Below are 22,291 nucleotides of genomic sequence, written 5' to 3'. Positions count from 1 at the left end.
GTCGCCCCATGGCGTGAAAGCCCGCCGACCGGCGGTGGCCCGGGCCGGAGCCCGTCCGGCGCATCGCGCCGCCGGGGGGTGCGGACCGCCGCGTCTTGTTGTATCCCGCCCCTTGATGCGAGCCCGATCTCGCGGCGAGGACCCCGACATGCAGGCGACGAGATTGGCCATCCCCGACGTGGTGCTGCTTCGGCCGAAGCGGCACGGCGACGCGCGCGGCTACTTCGTCGAAAGCTTCAACGCCCGCACCTTCGCGCGCGAGGTGGGCGTCGACGTCGCCTTCGTGCAGGATAACGAGGCGCTGTCGGCCGCGGTCGGCACGGTGCGCGGCCTTCATTTCCAGCGGGAGCCCGCCGCCCAGGGCAAGCTCGTGCGCGCCATCAAGGGGGCGATCTTCGACGTCGCGGTGGACATCCGCACCGGCTCGCCCACCTTCGGGCGCCACGTGTCCGCCACGCTGTCGGCCGAAACCGGCGACCAGCTCTGGGTGCCGCCGGGGTTCGCCCACGGCTATTGCACCGTCGAGCCCGACAGCATCATCGCCTACAAGGTGACCGACTTCTATTCCGCCGCCGCCGACGGCGGCATCGCGTGGGACGACCCGGCCCTCGGGATCGAGTGGCCCGTGGCGCCGGGCGCCGCGCTGCTGTCCGACAAGGACACCCGCCAGCCGAAGCTCGCCGACCTGCCCCCCATCTTCACCTTCGGAGCACGCCCGTGAAGCGCGTCCTGGTCACCGGCGGCGCCGGTTTCATCGGCTCGGCCGTCGTGCGCCACCTCGCCGGCGAGCTCGGCGTCGAGGTGCTCAACGTCGACAAGCTCACCTATGCGGGCAACCTCGAAAGCCTCCGGCCGGTGTCGAACCTGCCGAACTACCGCTTCGCCAGGGCCGACATCGTCGATCGGGGCGCGCTCGACGCGCTCTTCGCCGAGTTCCGCCCCGACGGCGTGATGCACCTCGCCGCGGAAAGCCACGTCGACCGCTCCATCACGGGCGCGGGCGACTTCGTGCAGACCAACATCGTCGGCACGTTCTCGCTGCTCGAAGCGGCGCGCGCCCATTGGTCCGGCCTCGACGCCGACGCCAAGGCGGCGTTCCGCTTCCTCCACGTGTCGACGGACGAGGTTTACGGCTCGCTCGGCGCGGACGGCCTGTTCGAGGAAACGACGCCCTACGACCCGTCCTCGCCCTATTCGGCCTCCAAGGCCGCCTCCGACCACCTCGCCCAGGCCTGGATGCGGACCTACGGCCTGCCGGTCGTCATCTCGAACTGCTCCAACAACTACGGGCCGTTCCACTTTCCCGAAAAGCTGATCCCGCTCGTCACGCTGAACGCGCTGGCGGGGAAGCCGCTGCCCGTCTACGGCCGCGGCGACAACATCCGCGACTGGCTGTTCGTCGAAGACCATGCCCGCGCGCTGTGGACGATCCTCACCACGGGCCGGCTGGGCGAAAAATACAACGTCGGCGGCCGCAACGAGCGCACCAACCTCGAAGTGGTCGAGACCATCTGCGACGTGCTCGACGAGTTGCGCCCTGCGGCCCGCCCGCGGCGCGAGCTGATCAACTTCGTGACCGACCGGCCGGGCCACGACCAGCGCTACGCCATCGACGCCACCAAGCTCGAGGACGAACTCGGCTGGCGCGCTCGCGAAGACTTCGCCAGCGGCATCCGCCGCACCGTGGCGTGGTACCTCGACAATGAATGGTGGTGGAAGCCGCTGCGCGAGGGCGTCTATTCGGGCGAGCGCCTCGGCCTCGGCGCGGCCGAGACCTCCACTGCGAAGAAGGGTTGAGCCGCATGCGCATCGCCGTCACGGGACGACACGGGCAGGTGGCCCGCGCGCTCGGCGAGATCGCCGGGCGACACGGCCACGAGGTCGTGCTGCTCGGCCGTCCGGGCCTCGACCTCGCCGACCCGTCCACGGTGCTGCCCGCCATCCGCGACGCGGGGGCCGAGGCGGTGATCAACGCCGCCGCCTACACGGCGGTGGACAAGGCCGAATCCGAGCCGGACCTCGCCGAAGCGGTGAACGGCGCCGGCGCGGGCGCCGTCGCGGCGGCGGCCGCGGAGCTGGGCCTCCCCGTGCTCCATGTGTCGACCGACTACGTCTTCGACGGGTCGAAGCCGGAACCCTATGGCGAGGACGACGCCGTCGGCCCGCTCGGCGCCTACGGCCGCTCGAAGCTCGCGGGCGAGCGCGCGGTCGCGGCCGCCAACCCGCGCCACGCGATCCTACGCACGGCCTGGGTCTACGCGCCCTACGGGGCCAATTTCGTCCGCACCATGCTGCGCATCGCCGGCAACAAGCCGGACGTGAGCGTGGTGGCGGACCAGCACGGCTGCCCGACGTCGGCGCTCGACATCGCGACGACGCTGCTCGCCGTCGCGGCGCGGATGGCGGCCGAGCCCGAGAACCGGGACCTCACGGGCGTGTTCCACATGGCGGCGCGGGGCGAGGCGGTGTGGGCCGACGTGGCCGAGGCGGTCTTCGCGGCGTCGCGCGCCAAGGGGGGCCCGAGCGCGACCGTCAACCGCATCACCACGGCCGAGTTCCCCACCCAGGCGCGGCGACCCGCCAATTCCCGTCTCGACTGTTCCAAGCTCGAACGCGTCTACGGCATCAGCCTGCCGGAGTGGCATGGGCCGCTGGAGCGCACGGTGTCGCGGCTCCTCAACGACGCGGCCCGCGCCGGCTGAGGGAAGACCCGGCGATGGGGGCTCCGACCGCGAAGGATCGCGCCACGGTGGAGGGAGCCGCCGCGGGCGATCCGGACGCCCGCGCGGGCGTGCTGCTGTGGGACGACGTCCCCGAAGCGCCGCGGGGCCGGCCGGTCGATGAAGCCGGGGCGGCGGACGGGCGGCGCGCGCCGAAGCCGGCCGTGTCGCCGGACGCCCTGATGCGGATGGCGAGCTTCTACCTCGCCCGTTATTCCGCTTCCACGGCGCGGCTGCGCGAGGTGCTGGAGCGCAAGGTGCGCCGCCGCTGCGAGCTCAACGACGCGCCGCTGCCCGAGCCGGCCGAGATGCGCGCGCTGATCGACGGGGTCGTCGACCGCCTGACCCGCGGCCGCCTGATCGACGACGCCGCCTATGGCCGCGGCCGTGCGGCGGCGCTGGCCCGCAAGGGGTTGCCGGCTTGGCGCATCAAGGCGGACCTCGGGCGCCAGGACGTCGACGTGGCCGAGCCGAGCGTCGCGGAAGCGCTCGACCTCGACGAACCCGCCCAGGCGGCGCGGCTGGCGCAGCGCAAGCGCCTGGGGCCCTACCGCCCCGGCGAGCGCGAGCCCTATCGCGACAAGGACGTGCGCGCCCTCGTGCGGGCGGGGTTTCCCGTCGGCCTGGCGAAGCGGATCGTGGACGGCGAGGCGGAATGACCGCGCCCGCCACGCGGCCCGCCGGGCCGTGGCGGGCGCATCGACGATGCCGCGGTCCTCGGCGCTTCGGCCGACGTCGGCGGCGCCTGAGTTCACCTGCTCGGCGGATGTCCGACACCCGCCGGGCCCGACCGCTCGAACCGACGGAAGCCCGAGCGGCGCGATCGCCCGGCCCCCGCCGTGCCGGCGCTCAAGCGCCGCGGCGGTTGCGCTTGGCGAGGGTGCGCAGGCGAAGCGCGTTGAGCTTGATGAAGCCCGCCGCGTCGCGGTGGTCGTAGGCCACAGCGCCCTCCTCGAAGGTGACGAGGTCCTGGTCGTAGAGCGAATGGGGGCTGGAGCGGCCGATGATCGAGGCCGAGCCCTTGTAGAGCTTCATCCTCACCGTGCCGGTGACGAACTCCTGGCTCCGGTCGATCAATCCCTGCAGCAGCTCGCGCTCGGGCGAGAACCAGAAGCCGTTGTAGATCATCTCGGCGTAGCGCGGCATCAGCTCGTCCTTGAGATGGGCCGCGCCCCGGTCGAGCGTCAGCTGCTCGATGCCGCGATGGGCGAAATACAGGATCGTGCCGCCGGGCGTCTCGTACATGCCGCGCGACTTCATGCCGACGAAGCGGTTCTCGACGAGGTCGAGCCGACCGATGCCGTTCTCGCGGCCGAGCTCGTTGAGCTTCGCCAGCAGGGCCGCGGGCCCGAGCGCTTCGCCGTCGATCGACACGGGATCGCCGCGCTCGAAGCCGATCTCGATGACCGTCGCCCTGTCCGGCGCCTGCTCGGGCGACACCGTGCGGGAGAACACGTAGTCCGGCACTTCCTCGGCCGGGTCTTCCAGCACCTTGCCCTCCGAGGACACGTGCAGGAGGTTCGCGTCGACCGAGAAGGGCGCCTCGCCGCGCTTGTCCTTGGCGATGGGGATCTGGTTCTTCTCGGCGAAGTCGAGCAGCGCCGTGCGGGACGTGAGGTCCCATTCGCGCCACGGCGCGATGACCTGGATGTCCGGCTCCAGCGCGTAATAGCTGAGCTCGAAGCGCACCTGGTCGTTGCCCTTGCCGGTGGCGCCGTGGCAGACGGCATCGGCCCCGACCCGCCGGGCGATCTCGATCTGCTTCTTGGCGATCAGCGGCCGGGCGATGGAGGTGCCGAGCAGGTAGAGCCCCTCGTATTGCGCGTTGGCGCGGAACATCGGGAACACGTAGTCGCGCACGAACTCGTCGCGCAGGTCCTCGATGAAGATGTTTTCTGGCTTGATGCCGAGCAGCAGCGCCTTCTGGCGCGCCGGCTCCAGCTCCTCGCCCTGGCCGAGATCCGCCGTGAAGGTCACCACCTCGCAACCGTAGGTGGTCTGCAGCCACTTCAGGATGATGGAGGTGTCGAGACCCCCGGAATAGGCCAGGACGACGCGGCTGATCTTCTTCGCGGGCTGCTGCATGGGTCGACTTCGGCCGGTTGGGGAGGGTCGGAAACCCTCGCAAGGAACGGGCCGGGACTAGCGCGGGGCGGCTCCCCGCGCAAGCCGCGGGGCCGGAGACGGGCCGTCGATGCGGAGAAGGCCGGCCCGAACCGGACCGGCCTCCCCTCGTCGACCCGCGGAGGGGGCGATCACTCGCCCTTGTGGCTCTCCATATAGGCCTTGGTGTGGTGGTGGACGTTGCCCTGCGCGTCCGTGTATTCGCGGGACTTGAGGTCGGCGTCCTCGGCGGAAGCTCCGCCCTTGGCAGGCGCGTCCTTGGCGGGCTCGTCCTTGCTGGCGGCGGCCTTCTTGGGCTCCTCGTGCGCCGGCTCCTTGTGGGACTTGGCCGGGGCCTTCTTGGCGTGCTCCTCGTGCGCCGCCTCGTCCTCGTGCTTCTTGGCGGCCGCGGTCTTCTTGGGCTCGGCGTGGCCCTTCTCGTCGGGATGCGTGCCCTCGGCGTGGGCCTTGGGGGCCTCGCCGCCCGTGTGGCCCTTCAGCCGGCCGTCGTGCTCCGGATCCTTGACCTGGCCCTGGTGATTGCTCGCGTTCTTCGTCGCCATGGCGTTCGTCCCTCGTTGTCGATGGCCGGGTGAGAGCGTCGCGCATCGCCGCGCCGTCTTCCGTGCGGCCACAAGCGATCCGCCGCCTGCGCGGTTCCGGGCCCCTTGGGGATAACCGGCGCCTTGCGCCCACCGGTCGCAGCGCGACGCGGCGGCTACGCCCCGCTCGCCGTCGATCCGTCGCGACGCTGCATCGCGGCCGCGCCGGCCGGCGACGTCAGCCGCGCCGGCGGGCGCAGAAAGGTTTGGCGCCCGTCCTTGAAGCCGATCTCCGGAGCCACTATCCCCGCCACGATGTCGGCGCGGCCCGTCGCGTCGAAGGCCACGAAGGTCGCGGGACCGCCGACCGCGATCGCGTAGTCGGGGAGACCCATCACCCGTGCCGCCGAGCCGGTGACGAGGTCGAGGCAGGCGGCGAGGTCCGTCTCGCCCGCCACCTGCGCCACGTTGGCGAACAGGTTGGCCATGCGCACCAGCGAGCCGTCGCCGTAGGGCGTGAAGGGGTTGCGGACGTTGTTGGTCGCCGCCGAACAGGTGACGCCGGCGGCGGCCAGCCGGTGCGCCGGGGCGACGCCGCGCGGCACGTCGTGGTCGCTGTCCCGTCCCATCAGGAACAGGTCGGTGGCGGGCAGCACCGTGACGGCGACGCCGGCGCCGGCGAGGCGGCGGGCATAGGCGGCCAGCCGCTCGGGGGGCAGGGCGGACAGTTTCGTGGCATGGCCGATGGCCGTGCGGCCGCCCCAGCCCCGCCGCTCCGCCTGGCGGCACACCTCGTCGACGTCGAGGCTCGACGCGTCGAGGGAAAAGTCGAGGTGGAGGTCGACGTCGAGGTTTCGCTCCTGCGCGAGGTCGAAGATCCGCGCGATCTGGCCGTGGCTGTCCCGGTCGATGTAGGGCGCGCCACCGATGAGGTCCGCGCCGAGGTCGAGCGCGGACACCAGCACGGCGTCGCAGCCGGGATCGTCGAGCAGCCCTTCCTGCGGAAACACGCAGAGCTGCAGGTCGATCGCCCAGGCGTAGTCCCGCTTCAAGCGGTGCAGCGCGCGCAGGCTCGTCAGCCCCACCCGGGGGTCGACCTCGACGTGGCTGCGCATGCGGTTGGTGCCGTGGGCGATCGCCATCTCCAGGACGCGGGCCGCGCGGGCGTAGACGTCCTCTTCCGTGAAGTGCCTCTTGGCGTCTGACACGCTCTTCACGGCGTCCTTGAGCGCGCCGCCGCAGGGGCAGCGGTCGTCGAGGCAGGCCTTGTCGAGGTGGATGTGGGTGTCGACGAGGCCGGGCAGCGCGAGCCTGCCGCCGAGGTCGACCTCGGCGGCCTCGCAGGCGAGGCGCGGCTCCAGCGCGGCGATGCGCGTGCCGGCGATGCCGATGTCGATGGGGCCGCGGCCGTCGCCGAGGTCGGCCCGGCGGATCACCGTGTCGATGCGCATGCGTGTCCCCGGTTCGGGCCGCGGCCGAGTGCCACCGCCATCGCCGCAACGAGACCACGTTCCGGGCGTTCCATCTCCACCCTGTACCCCGGGCGCCGCGCTCGCGCGACGGAGAAGGCGGCGGCCGGGGCAGGGAAGGTCACGAGAGGGAGGACCGATGGATCCGAGATCGACCGTGGACGTGGTCCGCGACGCCGAAGCGCTGGAAGTCGTCATCGACGCGCAGCGCGCCGAGCAGCGCAACGCGGAATCCCTGCTGTCCCGCCTGTGGGAGCTGCGCGACGCCCTCGTGGCGCGCGGCACCGAGGAGGCCCGCGTTCGCCTCGACGCGCTCGACCGCGACATCGCCGCCGGCACGGCGCGGGTCAAGCAGGCGCTGAGGCTGCAGGCCGAGCTGACGATGCGCCTCGGCCGGGCGCAGGGCGCGCACTGACGCTGCCGTCCCGGGGGCCGCAGGGCTGTCGTCCCGGCCCCGAGCCGGGAACCGGCCGAGCCGCCGGATGAGGCGCCCCGGGGTTCGGCCCGGTTGCCCGGCCGGGGACGACACCGTCGAGCAACGAGTGGGTCCACGCAAAAAGGGCGGCCCGGAGGCCGCCCCACATCGATCCCGGTCTGTGGATCCCCGCTGGCGCGGGGATCGCCGCGATCGGGTTTCGCTCAGTCCACCAGTTCCTTCGAGCGCTCGGCGCGCTTGCGCTCGTTCGGGTCGAGCTTGGTCTTGCGCAGGCGGATCGACTTCGGCGTCACCTCGACGAGTTCGTCGTTCTCGATGTAGGCCAGCGCCTTTTCCAGGGTCATGCGGATCGGGGGCGTCAGGCGCACGGCCTCGTCCTTGCCGGCGGCGCGGATGTTGGTCAGCTTCTTGCCGCGCAGCACGTTCACCTCGAGGTCGTTCTCGCGGGTGTGCTGGCCGATGATCATGCCCTGGTACACCTTCCAGCCGGGCTCGATCATCATCGGGCCGCGGTCTTCGAGGTTCCACATGGCGTAGGCCACGGACTCGCCGGCGTCGTTGGACAACAGCACGCCGTTGCGCCGCCCCGCCAGTTCGCCCTTCCACGGCGAGTAGGCGTGGAACAGCCGGTTCATGATGGCCGTGCCCTTGGTGTCGGTCATCAGCTCGCCCTGGTAGCCGATGAGGCCGCGGGTCGGGGCGTGGAACACCAGGCGCAGCCGGTTGCCGCCGGACGGCCGCATCTCGAGCATGTCGGCCTTGCGCTCGCTCATCTTCTGGATGACGACGCCCGAATGCTCCTCGTCGACGTCGACGATGACCTCCTCGATCGGCTCGAGCCGCTCGCCGGTCGCCTCGTCCTGGCGGAACACCACGCGGGGGCGCGAGATGCCGAGCTCGAAGCCTTCGCGGCGCATCGTCTCGATCAGGATGGCGAGCTGCAGCTCGCCGCGGCCTTCAACGATGAAGCTGTCCGCCTGGGGCGAATCGGAGATGCGCAGCGCGACGTTGCCCTCGGCCTCCTTCATCAGGCGGTCGCGGATGACGCGGCTCGTGACCTTGTCGCCCTCGGTGCCGGCGAGCGGCGAGTCGTTGACCAGGAAGGTCATCGACAGCGTCGGCGGGTCGATCGGCTGGGCATGCAGCGCTTCGGTCACTTCCGGCACGCAGAGCGTGTCGGCGACGTTGAACTTGGTCAGGCCCGCGATGGCGACGATGTCGCCGGCTTCGGCCACGTCGATCGGGGTGCGCTCGATGCCGCGGAAGGCCAGGATCTTCGACACGCGGCCGGTCTCGACGACCTTGCCGTCGTTGTCGAGCACCTTGACGTTCTGGTTCGGCTTGATCGAGCCCGAGAACACGCGGCCCGTGATGAGGCGGCCGAGGTAGGGGTTCGACTCGAGCAGGGTGCCGAGCATGCGGAACTCGCCCTCCTCGACCTTCGGCTCGGGGACGTGCTTCAGCACCAGGTCGAACAGCGGCGCCATGCCGTCCTGCGCGCCGTCGGGGGCGTCGGCCATCCAGCCGTTGCGGCCCGACCCGTACAGGATCGGGAAGTCGAGCTGGTCGTCGTTGGCGTCGAGCGCGGCGAACAGGTCGAACACCTCGTTGACCACCTCGGTGATGCGGGCGTCGGGGCGGTCGACCTTGTTGATCGCCACGATGGGGCGCAGGCCGAGCTTCAGCGCCTTGCCGACCACGAACTTGGTCTGCGGCATCGGGCCCTCGGCGGCGTCCACGAGGACGATGACGCCGTCCACCATCGACAGGATGCGCTCGACCTCGCCGCCGAAGTCGGCGTGGCCGGGGGTGTCGACGATGTTGACGCGGGTGTCCTGCCAGACCACGGACGTGACCTTGGCCAGGATGGTGATGCCGCGCTCCTTCTCGAGGTCGTTCGAATCCATGACGCGCTCGGCGACGCGCTGGTTTTCGCGGAACGATCCGGCCTGCTGGAGCAGCTTGTCGACCAGGGTCGTCTTGCCGTGGTCGACGTGGGCGATGATGGCGATGTTGCGGAGCTTCATGGGTCTCGTCGGGCCTCGTCCGTGCGGCCGATCCCGCCCTGTCGAGGGACCGGCCGGACCGAACGCGTGGAGGACCAGCCCTCGCGCGGGATGCGGGAGGGGCCGGTCTCGGGGATGCAAAGCGTTTCAGCGCGCCGTCGCGGGCGGCACCGCCGGGAAAGGGGAGGCGGTGCGGCGCCGTCGCGACCGGGCGTGTTGCCGCCCGTGAGCGCGTTCGTCCTACATCATCCCGCCGCGCTTGGGAACCCTCCATGGTGCAGTGCAACCGGCATGGCCGGGCGCCGCGTCGGGACGGGCCCGGTCATTCGGCCGCCAGCCGCATCGCCACGGCCTCGGCCGGCTTCGGCTCGGCGCCGATCTGCGCCCGGCGGTCGCGCACCGCCGCCCGCACCTGGTCGAGCGCCAGGCCGAAGGCGGCGAGGCGGCGGTCGTCGGAGCCCGACGCGGCGCCGTCGAGCACCGCCGTCATCAACCGGTCGGCTTCCTCCTGGAGCGCGTCGAGCTCCTCGGCCGAGCCCGCCGCGCGGGCGGCCGCCATCATCTCGACGAGGCGGTGCACGACCCCCTCCAGCGCCGAGGAGCGCGCGCCGTTGAGCCGCCCCATCACGGCCGTGATCCCCGACGCCAGCACGCCCACCAGCATGGCGCCGATGTAGATCATGTCGCTGTATCGATCGAAGAAGGTCTGCTCGTCGTCGTCGATGTAGGCGGCGGAGCCGGCGTGGACCGGCAGGGACGCGCCCTTGTCGGTGCTCGGCGCCTCGATCCGCATGGCGATCGGCGCCGTGGCGGCGATGGGGCCCTTCTCCGTCAGGAAGAACCGCGTCAGTCCGCCCACGAGGTCCTGAGACACGTCCTCGTTGGCGACGAGGCGGTGCGTGATGCTGAGCGTGTCGTAGTCCTTGCCGGGGCGGGGCGGCGTGCCGCCGAAGATGCCGCGCAGGACCTCCGACTTCTCGTAGGCGGGCGAGCGGGCCGCGATGGCCTCGGCTTCGGCCACCGGGATGAAGACGACCGTCCCCTTGGCGAGCTCCGCTTCGTCCTTGTCGTCGTCATCGTCGTCCTTCGGCGGGGGCGCCTTGCCCTTCGCGCCGGCCTTGGCCGCCGTCCGGCCGACCTTGGCGCCCCGGGCGCCGGATTTCGCGGGCGCCGGCGCCGCCGCGGCGGGCGGGTCGATGGCCGCCACGGTGCGGACGATGGCGCGCAGGGCGGAGCTGGACACGACGTCGACCGCCATCACCCCCGCGACGCGCTTCGCGCGCAGCGCACCCTCGACCTCCTCGGGCTTCAGCTCCACCTGGACGACGCTGTCGGGCGAAAGGTCCGCTTCCGCCAGCATGGTGGACAGCAGGCTGCGGTTGCCCGCGCCCATGCGCAGCACGCCGATTGCGTGCCCCGGCAGGTCGGCGATGCCCTTCAGGCCGCTCGACGCGGGCGCCACCAGCACGGCCGCGTCGCGGTGCAGGATCACCACGGTCTGGGCGTCGCCCGGGATGGCGACGTCGGTTCGGATCACCGCGAGGTCGGCCCGGTGGGCGTCGACCGCTTCGGAGGCCGCCTTGGCGTTCTCGACCAGCTGCACCTGCAGGCGCACGGGGTTGCGGCTGCGCTTGAGCAGCCGCGTCGCGGAATCGATCAGGGCGCGGTCCGGCTCGTCGGTCTGCGACACCGCGACGGTCAGGCGCGTCGGCCGTTCGTACCACAGGGCGCCGGCCGCGACGGCCGCCCCCGAGGCCGCGAGGCCGCCGATCACCACCAACAACAAAGGGCGCTGCATCGACGCCGCGTCTCCCGACCCTGATGCATCGCGCCGACGGGGCCCGGACCCCGCCGACGCGATGCACGATCACCGTCCCATCCCACGACGCGTTGTGGCTTATTGTAAGGCGGCGGCCGCGTCGGGCCGCCGGATCCCGGCGTTCAGGCCGCGGCGCGCAGCAGCTGGAACAGGTAGAAGCCGTTCATGCGCACGGCCTGGTGCGCGACGGAGCGCTGGAAGCCCGGCAGCGCGTGCCGCTCCGGGTGCTGGCCGCCGTAGTTCCAATCGCCGGAGAAGAGAAAGCGCGGCACGGCCGCGTCGGCCGGCACGGCGCACCAGATCTCGCCCTCCTCGCGGCGCTTGAACATGTTCCACACGTGGGGTTCCATCGGTGTCCCCATGGGTCGAGGGTCCTCCTGAGGTGGCGCGGCGGGGCGGCCCGAAGGCCGTCCCCGTCCGCTGCCGATACGCTGACGCGAGTCCGCCGGTCCCGGCCGGCGGCTCCAGCGGGGTGAATGCGCGAGCATGGAGTTCGGTTACGGCGGGATCCGGGCCGGCCGAAAGAACGGAAGCCTTCCAATCTCCGTGGCAGGCTGCTACGTCACCGCCATGACGACGCGGGCCCGGATCACGCCGATTATGGGCCCGTGCGGCGCTTGAGCGACACGCTCGCCCCGCACGGGACCTTTCGCTCGTCCGCCATCCCGCATCTCGACGCGACGCGCCCGCACGGGATCCCGCCTCGCCGCCAGCCTCCCGGTCCCCCATGAACGACGCTTCCCCGCCCGCCGACCCGGCCGGCCCCGACTACGCCAAGACGCTGTTCCTGCCCCACACGGATTTCCCGATGCGGGCCGGCCTGCCCGCCAAGGAGCCCGAACTCCTGGCGCGCTGGGCCGCGATCGACCTCTACGGCCAGCTGCGCGCCCAGGGCGCGGGGCGGCCGAAGTTCGTGCTGCACGACGGCCCCCCCTACGCCAACGGCAACATCCACATCGGCCACGCGCTGAACAAGATCCTGAAGGACCTCGTCACCAAGTCCCAACAGATGCTGGGGCGCGACGCCAACTACGTGCCGGGCTGGGACTGCCACGGCCTGCCGATCGAATGGAAGATCGAGGAAGAATACCGCGCCAAGGGCCGCAACAAGGACGCCGTGCCGGTGGTGGAGTTCCGCCGGCAATGCCGCGCCTTCGCGCAAGGGTGGCTCGACGTGCAGCGGGAAGAGTTCAAGCGCCTCGGCATCGTGGGCGACTGGGACCACCCTTACGCCACCATGGCGTTCGACGCCGAAGCCCACATCGCCCGCGAGATCATGAAGTTCGCCCGCAACGGGCTGCTCTACCGCGGTTCGAAGCCGGTGATGTGGAGCGTGGTGGAGAAGACCGCGCTGGCCGAAGCCGAGGTCGAATACGAGGATCACACCTCCGACACGGTCTTCGCCGCCTTTTCCTGCGCCACCGTGCCGGCCAGCGGCGCGGTGCTGGACCACCGCGCCGCCGAGTGGAACGCCTTGGCGTTCCGCCACGATGCCGCGGGCGAGATGATGCCGGCCCGCGTGGTCATCTGGACCACCACGCCCTGGACCATGCCGGGCAACCGCGCCGTCGCGTTCTCGCCGAAGGTGTCCTACGGGCTCTACCGCGTGACCGCGGCGGCGGACGACAACTGGGCCAAGGTCGGCCAGCGCTACGTGCTCGCCGACACGCTGGCCGAGGGCGTGTTCAAGGCGGCGCGCGTCGAGGGCTTCGAACGCGTCGCCGACGTGTCGGCCGAAGCGCTGTCGGTCGGCCAGCTCGCCCATCCCCTGGCCGCCACGATGCCGGGCTACGGTTTCACCGTGCCGATGCTGGCCGGGGACCACGTCACCGACGAAGCCGGCACCGGCTTCGTCCACACCGCGCCCGGCCACGGCCGCGAGGATTTCGACCTGTGGCTCGCCTCGACCCGGGCGTTGCAGGCGCGCGACGTCGACACCCGGATCCCCTACACGGTCGACGCGGACGGCTTCTACACCGCCGACGCGCCGGGCTTCGAGGGCAAGCGGGTCCTCACCGACAAGGGCGCCAAGGGCGACGCCAACGAGGCCGTCTTCGCGGCATTGCTCGCCGCCGGCACGCTCGTGGCGCGTGGGCGGCTGAAGCATTCCTACCCGCATTCCTGGCGTTCGAAGAAGCCCGTCATCTTCCGCAACACGCCGCAATGGTTCATCGCCATGGACCAGCCCTTCACCGTGCCGGGCGCGCCGGCGCGCGCCGGCGCGGCCCACGGCGCCAACGCGCCCGACACGCTGCGCGGCGTGGCGCTGCAGGCGATCGCCGAAACCAGATGGGTGCCGGCCGCCGGCGAGAACCGCATCACCGGCATGATCGGCAACCGGCCGGACTGGGTCGTGTCGCGCCAGCGGGCCTGGGGCGTGCCCATCGCCATCTTCGTGCGGGACCGCGCCGACGGCACGGCCGAGATCCTGCGGGACGATGCCGTCGACGCCCGGGTGATCGCCGCCTTCGAGGTCGAAGGCGCCGATGCCTGGTACGAGGACGGGGCGGCGGCCCGCTTCCTCGGCGACAGGGTCGCCGAAGGCTGGCGCAAGGTCGACGACATCCTCGACGTGTGGTTCGATTCCGGCTCCACCCACGCTTTCACGCTGGAGGACCCCAAGACCTTCCCGCAGTTCGCGGGCCTGCGCCGCCGCGTCGACGGCGGGGACGACGAGGTCATGTACCTCGAAGGCTCCGACCAGCACCGCGGCTGGTTCCACTCGTCGCTGCTGGAATCCTGCGGCACCCGGGGCCGCGCCCCCTACGACGCGGTGCTGACCCACGGCTTCACGCTCGACGAGAACGGGCGCAAGATGTCGAAGTCGCTCGGCAACGTCGTGGCGCCGCAGGAGGTCATCAAGGCGTCCGGCGCCGACATCCTGCGCCTGTGGGTCGCGGGCGCCGACTATGCCGGCGACCAGCGCCTCGGCAAGACGGTGCTCGCCACCACGGTCGAGACGTACAAGAAGTGGCGCAACACCCTGCGCTGGATGCTGGGCACGCTGGACCACGCGGAAGCCGGGCAGGCCGTGCCCCACGCGGAACTGCCGGAGCTCGAGCGCTTCGTGCTCCACCGCCTGGCCGAACTCGATCGCACCGTGCGGGCCGGCTACGCGGCCTTCGACTACACCCGCATCCTGTCGGCGCTGGGCGCCTTCATGACGAGCGACCTGTCGGCCTTCTACTTCGACATCCGCAAGGACGCGCTCTACTGCGACCCGATCTCCAGCACGGCGCGGCGCGGCGCGCTGACCGCCATCGACGCCGTGTTCGACCGGCTGACCGTGTGGCTGGCGCCCATCCTGTCCTTCACCGCCGAAGAGGCCTGGCTGGCGCGGCACCCGTCGGAGCGCGGATCGGTCCACCTCCAGCTCTTCCCCGACATGCCCGAGGCCTGGTTCGACGACGCCCTGGCGGCGCGCTGGCGGCGCATCCGCGAAGCGCGGCGCGCCGTCACGGGCGCCCTGGAGCTGGAGCGGGCCGGCAAGCGCATGGGATCGTCGCTCGAAGCCGCGCCGCGCGTCTTCGTCTCCGATCCGGAGCTGAAGGCGCTGCTCGACGGCGTCGATTTCGCCGAAGTGTGCATCACCTCGGACATCGCGATCGAGGGCGGCGAAGGGCCGGCCGAGGCCTTTCGCCTGCCGGACGTGCCCGGCGTCGCGGTGATGCCGGCCCGCGCCGAAGGGCGCCGCTGCGCCCGCTCATGGAAGGTGACGCCGCTGGTCGGATCCGACGCGGATTACCCGGACGTGACGCCGCGCGACGCCCGGGCGCTGCGCGAGCTCGCCGCCTCCGGCCGCCTGCCGTGATGCGCGCGACCCGCGCCGACCCGCGCGCCGTGGGCGCCGCCGTCGCGGTCCTGGCCTTCGCGGCCGACCAGGCGTCCAAGCTGTGGCTGTTGCGCGGCTTCGACCTGCCGGAGCGTTCGCCCTACGGGGTGGCCCCCGGCATCGACCTCGTCATGGCCTGGAACCGCGGCGTGTCCTATTCGCTGCTGACGTCGGACACGGACGCCGGGCGCTGCCTCCTGGTCGGCCTCACGCTCGCGGCGTCGCTGGCGCTGGCGGTGTGGCTGGCGCGCAGCCGCACGGCGCCGACCTGCGTGGCGCTGGGGCTGCTGATCGGCGGCGCCCTCGGCAACCTCGTCGACCGCGTGAGCTACGGCGCCGTGGTGGACTTCGTGTCGCTCCACGCGGGCGGGTTCCACTGGTACGTGTTCAACGGGGCCGATTGCGCCATCACGGCCGGGGTCGTGCTGCTGCTGCTCGAGTGGGTCGCGTTTCCCGAGAAGCCGACGGCGGCGCTCGGCGCCGCCAAAACGCCGCGATCGTGACGGCATAAGGCGTGGTCTGAATTTTGTTCCATGCGCTGAGGTGGAGACGTTGATGCCGGCATCGAAGGGCGATCGTCGCGGGATGGCGGTGGCGGCTGGCCTGCTGGGCCTGTGCGTCGCGGCCTCGTCGGGCGCACGGGCGGCGGACGACGGCTACGCCAACGTGTTCTCGTCGGTGCTGGGCTCCGTCGGCCTGATCAAGGGCGATGCTTCGCCGGACATCCAATACCGCGAGCGGCCCCCGCTGGTCCTGCCGAAGGATGCCGCACTGCCGAAGCCGCAGGTCGGCGGCGTCAAGCACGTCGCCGCTTGGCCGCAGGACCCCGACGTCCTGAAGAAGCGCAAGGAGGCTGCCGAGGCCCACGCCCCCCACACGCTCGACCCGTCGCTCAGCGACCACGGCGGGATGCTGACCCGCGACGAGCAGATGAAGGGCCGCATCGCCGCCACCGAGGACGACCAGCCCGTCCGCCCGAACAACTGCGGCAACGACGGCCAGCACTGCATGCTGCTGAGCCGCGAGGAGCTCGACCGCCAGAGCGACGCCTATCGCGCCGCCAACCCCGACAAGCAGGATAAGCTCGTCGCCGGCCAGGAGCCCACGCGCGACTTCCTCACGCAGCCCCCCAAGGGCTACATGAAGCCGGTCAAGTCCGTGAAGGCCACCGCCGAGGCGCCCGAGGAAAAGTTGGACGAATCCAACCCGCGCTACATGCAGCAGCAGGAAGCCAAGCACCGCGCCGACGTGGAGCAGTGACGGGCGAGGGCCTGATCCCGGAGATCCGGGCCGCGCGTCCGCCGGTCGCGTGACGCGGACATCGTTCCGGCACGGCGGCGGTCGCGAATAGTTGCTAGGGAACCCTGGACCTGACGCCCGCGGCGTGAACCGCGGGCGTTTTCGCGTGTGCCGTCAGGCCGGCTCGAACGCCATCGCCACGCCGTTGATGCAGTAGCGCTGGAAGGTCGGGGCCGGGCCGTCGTCGAAGACGTGGCCGAGGTGGCTGCCGCAGGTGGCGCAATGGCATTCCGTGCGGATCATGCCGTGGGACCGGTCCTCGGTGGTCTCGACGGCGCCCTCGATCGGCATGTTGAAGCTCGGCCAGCCGGTGCCGCTTTCGAACTTCACGGTGTTCTCGAACAGCGGCGATTCGCAGCCCACGCAGGAGAAGGTGCCGCGGCGCTTCTCGTGCAGCAGCGCGCAGCTGCCCGGCCGCTCCGTCCCGTGACGGCGCATCACCTGGTACTGCTCGGGCGTCAGCATGGCGCGCCATTCCGCGTCGCTGCGGGTGACGGGGAAGGACTGGGCGTCGTGGGTCATGGTGGAGCCTCCGGTTCCCCTGGAGCTGTCCCTCGGCGGGCCGTTCGTCAAGGCCGTCCCGTTGATCGGGACGGCGCCGATGGGGCGCCGTCCCCCGTCAATGGAAGTGGACCGGCACCGTCACGGTTTGACGGCCCAGCTCGGGCGGCGGCGCCGGAACCGGGCTGGCGCGGTGCATCATGGACACGGCCGCCTGATCGAGCGCCCCGTCTCCCGAGCTGCCGGCGAGAGACACGGACACGACGCGACCGCCGCGGTCGATGGTGACGGTGACACGCGCCGTGCCTGCAGAACCGACGTCGACGTTCGGCTTGTAGGCGGCGATATGCGCCAGGAGTTCGTGATGCCAATCCGACACGGACGCGCCTGACGCCCGCGGTGCGGCCGACTCGCGGTCCGTGCCGCCGCCTTCGCGGGTCGCCGCGGCCCGGGCCGCTTGGCGCTGGGCCCGCGCGTCCGCGGCCGCCTTCGCCCGCGCCTGCTCACGCTGTTCCTGACGTGCCTCGGCGGCGGCTTCGCGCGCCTGCTGCCGCGCGACCTCGCGAGGGTCGGGCTTCGGCGGCACCGGTTTGGGCGGCTTCGGTGGCGCGAACTTCTTCACCTGCACGGGCCGCGGTGGCGGCGGCGCCAGCACGGCGTCGGACGGCGCCGGCGAAGGCGGCGGCACCACCTCCGGCAGGAGCGGCGGGACCTGCTGAGGCTGAGCCGGATCGGGCTTGGGCGGCAGGTCGGGCACCGCCGGATCCGGCGGCGGCGCGACCGCGGCTTCGACGGGCGGAGGCGGCTCCACGGCGGGCGGCTCCACGGCGGGCGGCTCCTCGGCCGCGGACGGGGGCGGCTCGACGGCGGGCGGAGGCTCCGATGGGACGTCGGGGCGTTCGGCGGCCTGCTCCTCCGGGCCGGGGCCGGAGTCTTCCCTCGGCTTCGGGTCGGCCGTGGGGGGAACCGGCACCGACACGGGATCGAGCTCCACCGTCACGCCCGCGACGCCTTCGGGCGGAGGCGGCGGCGCGAAGGCGTGGCCGACGAGCCACCAGCCTGCGCCGGCGTGGACCCCCGCGATCAGCAGCGTCGCGGCGGTCCAGCGCAGCGCGGCGCCGGGCTCGCGGCCGTCCCGGAGCGCGACGGCGCTCACGGGGCCGGACTCGACGCCGCGGCCCCGGCCGTGCCCTGGCCCGTGTCCTCCAGCCCGACCAGCGCGACCTTGAGGTAGCCCGCGGCGCGGAGCCCGTTCATCACGCCCATCAGGTCGCCGTAGGGGAGGCCCGCGTCGGCGCGCAGGAAGATGCGCCGGTCGCGGTCGCCGCCCGTTTCCGCGTCGAGCCGCCCCCGGAGCCCGTCGCGCGACACGCCTTCCTCGCCCAGCGACAGGGACAGGTCGCGCTTCACCGTCAGGAACACCGGCTTGTCCGGCCGGGGCTGGACCTTGGCGTTCGAGGTCGGCAGGTCGACGGGCACGTCGACGGTCGACAGGGGCGCCGCCACCATGAAGATGATGAGCAGCACCAGCGCCACGTCGATGAAGGGGGTCACGTTGATGTCGGCGATCTCGCCGACCTCGTCGTCCCCGTGGCCGAGCTTCACCGCCACCGGATCACTCCGCCGCCTGCTGGCGCAGCGACGGGCGGCGGTCGAGGTCGCGCGACAGGTGGCGCATCACCTCGGCCGAAGCGTCGCCGAGCAGCGCCTTGTAGCCCGCGGTGGCGCGGGCGAACCCGTTGAAGATCACCACCGCGGGGATCGCGGCGACGAGGCCGACCGCGGTGGCGAGCAGCGCTTCGGCGATCCCCGGCGCCACCACGGCGAGGTTCGACGTGTGGGCCTGGCTGATGCCCACGAAGCTGTTCATGATGCCCCACACGGTGCCGAACAGCCCCACGAAGGGCGCCACCGAGCCCACGGTGGCGAGCACGCCCGTGCCCTGCGTCATGGCGCGGGCGCCGCGGGCCTCGATCCGCCCCAGCGACAGCGCCGCGCGCTCCTTGACGCCGTCGGACGGCAGGGCGCCCGAGCGCGACACCTCGTCCGCCGCCGCGGCGACCAGCGCCGCCACCGGGCCGCCGCCGAGCCCGCCGGACCGCGTCACCGCGACGAGGCTGTCGGCGCCGGCCAGCGCCCGCAGGCCCCTGAGCGCGCGGCGCTTGGCACCGAAGAGCTGCATCGTCTTCGCGAGCCAGATCGTCCAGGTCGCCACGGAAGCGGCGAGCAGCCCCACCATCACGGCCTTCACCACGATGTCGGCGTTGAGGAACATCGACCAGGGCGACAGGTCGTGCGGCAGGCCCGCGGCGGCCGGGGCCGGGGCCGGAGCCGCCACCGGGGCGCCGGGGGCTGCGTCGGGAGCCGCCGGGGCCGGGGTCGCCTGGGATGCCGCCGCCGGCGGGGCCGCCTGTTCGGTCGCTGCCGGCGGGGCCGCCTGGGAAACGGCCGGGCCGGGGCCGAGCAGCAGCGGGATCAGCACGGGCGCGATGCGCCACCTGTGGGTCATGGTCGGACTCCGTGGTTTCGGATGGGCGCGGGCGGCGTCGGATCGGCTGCCCGCCGCGATGGTGTTCAGGCGGGGCAGGGTGACCTCGCCCGCCGCGCGTCGATGAGCGCTTCGAGCGCCGGCAGGCCTTCGAGCAGGTCGCCGGCCTTGGGGTAGGCCCGGTCCCGCCGCAGCGCCGCGACGAAGCCCGCCACGTCGGGGCCGGCCGCCGCGGCGAGGCGGCGGCACACGAGCCCCGCCCCGGTGCCGCCGGACGGCGCCAGCGCGGCGAGGGCGTCCGCGTCCTCCAGGGTGCCCGCGATGAGCGCATGGACGCGCGACGCCGTGTCGGCGTCGATCGTCGTCGTGGCGGTGTCTCCGCCGCGTGCCGTCGCGGCGCCCTCGCCCCCGGCCGACAGGATGCAGCGCTGCAGGTCGGTGCCGGCACCGCCATCGGCCGGCAGGACGACCGCGGCGGCGCGGTCCGACAGGAGGTCGCGCAGTCCGCCGCCGTCCCGCGCGGAGGCGAGCGCGGCGAGGCAGGGCGCCGCGGCCCGCCGCGCCGGTGCGCCGCGCTCCAGGCGGTCGAGCAGCGCCAGCGCGGCGACGCGGTCGGCGGCGGCGTCGTCCGGGGGCGCGCCGCGCCGGCCCTCGACGGCGAGGAGGGCGCAGATCAGCGCGACGACCGGCAGGGCGACCGGCACGGGCCGCGATCGGAACCGCCCCGCCGTCGCGATCGACCGCCACGACGGCGCCGGAACCAGGGCCAGCCCCTGCGCCAGCGCCCAGCCCCCGGCCGCGACGGCGGCCGCCCAGGTGACGGCGCCCGCCGGCCCGGCGCTCGCCGCGATGCCGAGGCCGCAGCAGGCGAGCGCGCCGAGCGCGGCGCTGCGATGCCGCGGGCGCGCTGGCGCCAGCCCGGCCGCGCGCCGCCGCTTGGGATCGGCGACGCCGAGCGCGGCGAGCGCCGCCGCGCTCGCCGCGGCGAGGACCAAGGGCGTCACGGGACGGCCCGTCCCGGGCGGAAGGGCCGGCGGTCCCGCATCGCGGCGGGCGCCGCCGTCCACAGGAACGCCGCGGCGATCGCCAGCACCGCCACGTCGCCCGACGGGACGGCGAGGCGGCCGGCGGCCAGCGCCGCGCCCCAGCCCGGCTCTCCCGCGGCCCAGCGCAGGGCGGGCAGCAGCGCGAGCCCGATCCCGGTCGCGGCCGACAGCGCCGGGCCGACGCGGCGGCGGGGCAGGGCGATGCCCGCCACGGTCGCCGCGGCGGCTGCGGCGAGGAAGCCCGCCTCGGTCCATCCCGGGCCGCCGCCGCCCGGCAGCCCGGCGAAGAACCCCGCCGCCGCCCCCGCGGTGGCGAAGGGCAGGCCCAGGCCGACGATGGCGGTGCAGCGGTCCAGCAGGGCGGAGGCGCGGTCGTCCCGGCGCGCGAGCCACAGGCGGATGCCGCCGAGGGTGGCGACGCAGGAACACAGCCCCAGCGCCGCCCAGGCGACTTTCGACGCGGGCCCGGCGAAGTCGCCGAAATGCAGCGGCGCCATCAGCCCGTAGAGCGTGCCGCCCACCGACGCCACGCGGCCGAAGGCGCGCCGGTCTTCCAGCAGGGTGCCGCTCGCGCCGTCGTAGACCAGCGTGTGTCCCGTGAGCGCTCCTGCGGGCGGCGCGGCGTAGACGGTGATCCGCGCGTCGGCGCGGCCGGGGCGGGCGAGCCGGACATAGGTGGGCGCCGCACCGGCCCGCGCCGCGGCATCGGCCATCACGGCGTCGAGGTCGGCCCGCGGGGCCGGCGTCGGGTCGGCCGGCGGCGGCGGTCCCGCGAGCGCGGCGAAGAGGGCTTCCCGGTCGCCGCCGTAGGACATCCAGGCGAGGGCCGGGAAGCCCGCCGAGGCCGACCAGGAGAAGACCGAGCCCGTGACGGCGAGCACGACCGCGAAGGGCAGCGCCCAGGCGCCCGCCATGTTGTGCCGGTCGCGCGCCGTGAGGCCCGGCCGGGCGCCGCGCCGCAGCGTGAAGATGTCCTTGAGCAGGTGGCGGTGGATCGCGAAGCCGGACAGAGCCGCGGCCAGGAGCGCGAGCCCCGCCACCCCCGTGACGGCGTAGCCCCAGGGCGCCGGCACGTACAGGCGGACGTGCAGGTCGACCAGGAAGGCCGCGAGCGCCCCCGGCGGATCGGCGTCCTCGATGTCGGCGGCCGGCCCGTCGCGGCGGCGCAGCACCGCGCCGTCCGGCGCGACGTCGAGGTCGATCCCGCGGGCGTCGGGCCCGGCCGGGCCGCGCAGCGACACGGCCAGCCGGTCGTCCGCGGCGGCGCTGAGGTCGACGGTGTCGCGCAAGCCCGGCGGCGCGTCCACGATGGCGCGGCCCACGGCCGCGTCGAGCGCCCGGGACAGCGGCGCCCGCGTCGCCAGGGTGCCGGACGACCAGGCGCCGATCTCCCGCGCCAACACCGCGACGGTGCCGGTCGCCACCACGACGTAGAGCAGCAGCCCGAGGCCGACACCCGTCCACCCGTGGATCGCGACGAGGCGCCGGTGTTCGCGGGCCGGAAGCCTGATCACGGGACGGCCGCCGCCGGGGCGCCCCCGTGCCGCAGCGCCACCAGCGCGGCGCAGACGGCGCAGAGCGCCAGGGACGCGAGCGCGGCGCGGCGCGGCGCGGGATCGAGGCAGGCGTGGAAGAACAGCGCCGCCCAGATGAAGGGCAGGGCCACGAGCGGGATCGTGATCGGGTCGATCCCGGCCGGGCCGGGCGGCAGCGCGGCGGACAGGCCCATCACGGCCAGGAGGGTGGCGACGGCGGCGCCGGGGCCGGCCAGAAGGGCGCGGACGAGGACGTCCCGCCGGTCAGCAGTCGAAGGAGGCATCTCGCTCGGGTCGGGGGTCCAAGGGCGACCGCCCGGGCTGGACCCGGCGGCCGAAGCGCAGCCTTACCCCGCCACGAACCTCGATCCGTTCCAAATGCCGGACAATGGAGCTTTTCCAGTTCCAGGATCGCCGCCGGCCGCCCCGGCGCGCGACCGCTGGCCTAAAGGCCGTTACGGACCACAGACGGTGACTCCCCTGCAACCACCGTCC

Annotated in this window: 21 protein-coding genes; 8 read left to right on the top strand and 13 right to left on the bottom strand. The window is 73.2% G+C overall.

Features of this window, described 5'->3' with window-relative positions; all coding sequences use genetic code 11:
* Positions 1 to 148 precede the first annotated feature (148 nt).
* From rfbC to D3273_RS01840, 4 genes are read left to right on the top strand one after another with little or no spacing between them, the layout of a single operon-like run.
* Entirely contained in the window at positions 149 to 721 is a 573-nt protein-coding gene (gene rfbC, locus D3273_RS01855) for a dTDP-4-dehydrorhamnose 3,5-epimerase (protein WP_129222898.1), read from the top strand.
* Entirely contained in the window at positions 718 to 1,797 is a 1,080-nt protein-coding gene (rfbB, locus tag D3273_RS01850) for a dTDP-glucose 4,6-dehydratase (protein ID WP_129222896.1), read from the top strand. The genes rfbC and rfbB overlap by 4 nt, the downstream gene beginning before the upstream one ends.
* Positions 1,798 to 1,802: 5 nt before the next feature.
* Positions 1,803 to 2,702 (top strand): dTDP-4-dehydrorhamnose reductase, encoded by a 900-nt coding sequence (gene rfbD / locus D3273_RS01845; protein ID WP_129222894.1) that lies wholly within the window; start codon positions 1,803 to 1,805, stop codon positions 2,700 to 2,702.
* Between the two features lie 14 nt (positions 2,703 to 2,716).
* Positions 2,717 to 3,379 (top strand): regulatory protein RecX, encoded by a 663-nt coding sequence (locus tag D3273_RS01840; protein WP_129222892.1) that lies wholly within the window; start codon positions 2,717 to 2,719, stop codon positions 3,377 to 3,379.
* Positions 3,380 to 3,569: 190 nt separating this feature from the next.
* Here D3273_RS01840 and D3273_RS01835 read toward each other — a convergent pair whose 3' ends face one another.
* The 3 genes from D3273_RS01835 to D3273_RS01825 all read right to left on the bottom strand — a co-directional run bounded on the left by D3273_RS01835 (position 3,570) and on the right by D3273_RS01825 (position 6,816).
* On the bottom strand, positions 3,570 to 4,805 hold the full coding sequence (locus D3273_RS01835) for an argininosuccinate synthase (RefSeq protein WP_129222890.1): 1,236 nt from the start codon (positions 4,803 to 4,805) through the stop codon (positions 3,570 to 3,572).
* A 170-nt stretch (positions 4,806 to 4,975) separates the two neighbouring features.
* On the bottom strand, positions 4,976 to 5,386 hold the full coding sequence (locus tag D3273_RS01830) for a hypothetical protein (RefSeq protein WP_129222888.1): 411 nt from the start codon (positions 5,384 to 5,386) through the stop codon (positions 4,976 to 4,978).
* A gap of 155 nt (positions 5,387 to 5,541) precedes the next feature.
* Positions 5,542 to 6,816 carry an amidohydrolase family protein gene (locus D3273_RS01825; RefSeq protein ID WP_129222886.1) on the bottom strand — a complete coding sequence of 425 codons (1,275 nt, stop codon included), beginning with the start codon at positions 6,814 to 6,816 and terminating at the stop codon, positions 5,542 to 5,544.
* A gap of 157 nt (positions 6,817 to 6,973) precedes the next feature.
* Here D3273_RS01825 and D3273_RS01820 point away from each other — a divergent pair, with 157 nt between their 5' ends.
* Positions 6,974 to 7,249: a hypothetical protein gene (locus tag D3273_RS01820; protein ID WP_129222884.1), complete on the top strand. Its 276-nt coding sequence runs from the start codon at positions 6,974 to 6,976 to the stop codon at positions 7,247 to 7,249.
* 224 nt (positions 7,250 to 7,473) lie between these two features.
* Here the strand turns inward: D3273_RS01820 and typA are convergent, their stop codons facing one another.
* The 3 genes from typA to D3273_RS01805 form a co-directional block, all read right to left on the bottom strand.
* Positions 7,474 to 9,297: a translational GTPase TypA gene (gene typA, locus D3273_RS01815; protein WP_129222882.1), complete on the bottom strand. Its 1,824-nt coding sequence runs from the start codon at positions 9,295 to 9,297 to the stop codon at positions 7,474 to 7,476.
* Positions 9,298 to 9,598: 301 nt separating this feature from the next.
* Positions 9,599 to 11,074, bottom strand: coding sequence for an ABC transporter substrate-binding protein (locus D3273_RS01810; protein ID WP_129222880.1), 1,476 nt, complete (start codon positions 11,072 to 11,074; stop codon positions 9,599 to 9,601).
* Positions 11,075 to 11,217: 143 nt separating this feature from the next.
* Positions 11,218 to 11,457, bottom strand: a complete 240-nt coding sequence (locus tag D3273_RS01805; protein WP_129222878.1) for a hypothetical protein — start codon at positions 11,455 to 11,457, stop codon at positions 11,218 to 11,220.
* A gap of 365 nt (positions 11,458 to 11,822) precedes the next feature.
* Between D3273_RS01805 and ileS the strand changes: the two genes are divergently transcribed.
* The 3 genes from ileS to D3273_RS01790 are packed head-to-tail and all read left to right on the top strand — an operon-like array spanning position 11,823 to position 16,187.
* A complete protein-coding gene (ileS, locus tag D3273_RS01800) occupies positions 11,823 to 14,906 on the top strand; it encodes an isoleucine--tRNA ligase (RefSeq protein WP_129222876.1) in 3,084 nt (1,027 codons plus the stop codon).
* Entirely contained in the window at positions 14,906 to 15,430 is a 525-nt protein-coding gene (gene lspA / locus D3273_RS01795; RefSeq protein ID WP_129222874.1) for a signal peptidase II, read from the top strand. The genes ileS and lspA overlap by 1 nt, the downstream gene beginning before the upstream one ends.
* A gap of 52 nt (positions 15,431 to 15,482) precedes the next feature.
* On the top strand, positions 15,483 to 16,187 hold the full coding sequence (locus D3273_RS01790; RefSeq protein WP_129222872.1) for a hypothetical protein: 705 nt from the start codon (positions 15,483 to 15,485) through the stop codon (positions 16,185 to 16,187).
* A gap of 153 nt (positions 16,188 to 16,340) precedes the next feature.
* Here D3273_RS01790 and msrB read toward each other — a convergent pair whose 3' ends face one another.
* The 7 genes from msrB to D3273_RS01755 form a co-directional block, all read right to left on the bottom strand.
* A complete protein-coding gene (gene msrB, locus D3273_RS01785) occupies positions 16,341 to 16,748 on the bottom strand; it encodes a peptide-methionine (R)-S-oxide reductase MsrB (protein ID WP_129222870.1) in 408 nt (135 codons plus the stop codon).
* A 97-nt stretch (positions 16,749 to 16,845) separates the two neighbouring features.
* On the bottom strand, positions 16,846 to 17,883 hold the full coding sequence (locus D3273_RS29540; RefSeq protein WP_129222868.1) for an energy transducer TonB family protein: 1,038 nt from the start codon (positions 17,881 to 17,883) through the stop codon (positions 16,846 to 16,848).
* Complete coding sequence (exbD, locus tag D3273_RS01775) at positions 17,880 to 18,338, bottom strand: TonB system transport protein ExbD (RefSeq protein ID WP_129222866.1); 459 nt, start codon at positions 18,336 to 18,338, stop codon at positions 17,880 to 17,882. Before exbD ends, D3273_RS29540 begins: the two co-directional genes overlap by 4 nt.
* Before the next feature lie 4 nt (positions 18,339 to 18,342).
* Complete coding sequence (gene exbB, locus D3273_RS01770) at positions 18,343 to 19,236, bottom strand: tonB-system energizer ExbB (protein WP_129222865.1); 894 nt, start codon at positions 19,234 to 19,236, stop codon at positions 18,343 to 18,345.
* 65 nt (positions 19,237 to 19,301) lie between these two features.
* Positions 19,302 to 20,219, bottom strand: coding sequence for a hypothetical protein (locus D3273_RS01765; RefSeq protein ID WP_129222863.1), 918 nt, complete (start codon positions 20,217 to 20,219; stop codon positions 19,302 to 19,304).
* A complete protein-coding gene (locus D3273_RS01760) occupies positions 20,216 to 21,775 on the bottom strand; it encodes a PepSY-associated TM helix domain-containing protein (protein WP_129222861.1) in 1,560 nt (519 codons plus the stop codon). The genes D3273_RS01765 and D3273_RS01760 overlap by 4 nt, the downstream gene beginning before the upstream one ends.
* Entirely contained in the window at positions 21,772 to 22,080 is a 309-nt protein-coding gene (locus tag D3273_RS01755; protein WP_129222860.1) for a hypothetical protein, read from the bottom strand. Before D3273_RS01755 ends, D3273_RS01760 begins: the two co-directional genes overlap by 4 nt.
* Positions 22,081 to 22,291 lie beyond the last annotated feature (211 nt).

This window comes from Lichenibacterium minor (assembly GCF_004137685.1).
Classification (GTDB): Bacteria; Pseudomonadota; Alphaproteobacteria; order Rhizobiales; family Beijerinckiaceae; genus Lichenihabitans; species Lichenihabitans minor.
The sequence above is the reverse complement of the archived record's forward strand: the minus strand, read 5'-3'. Positions and strand labels throughout refer to the sequence as shown.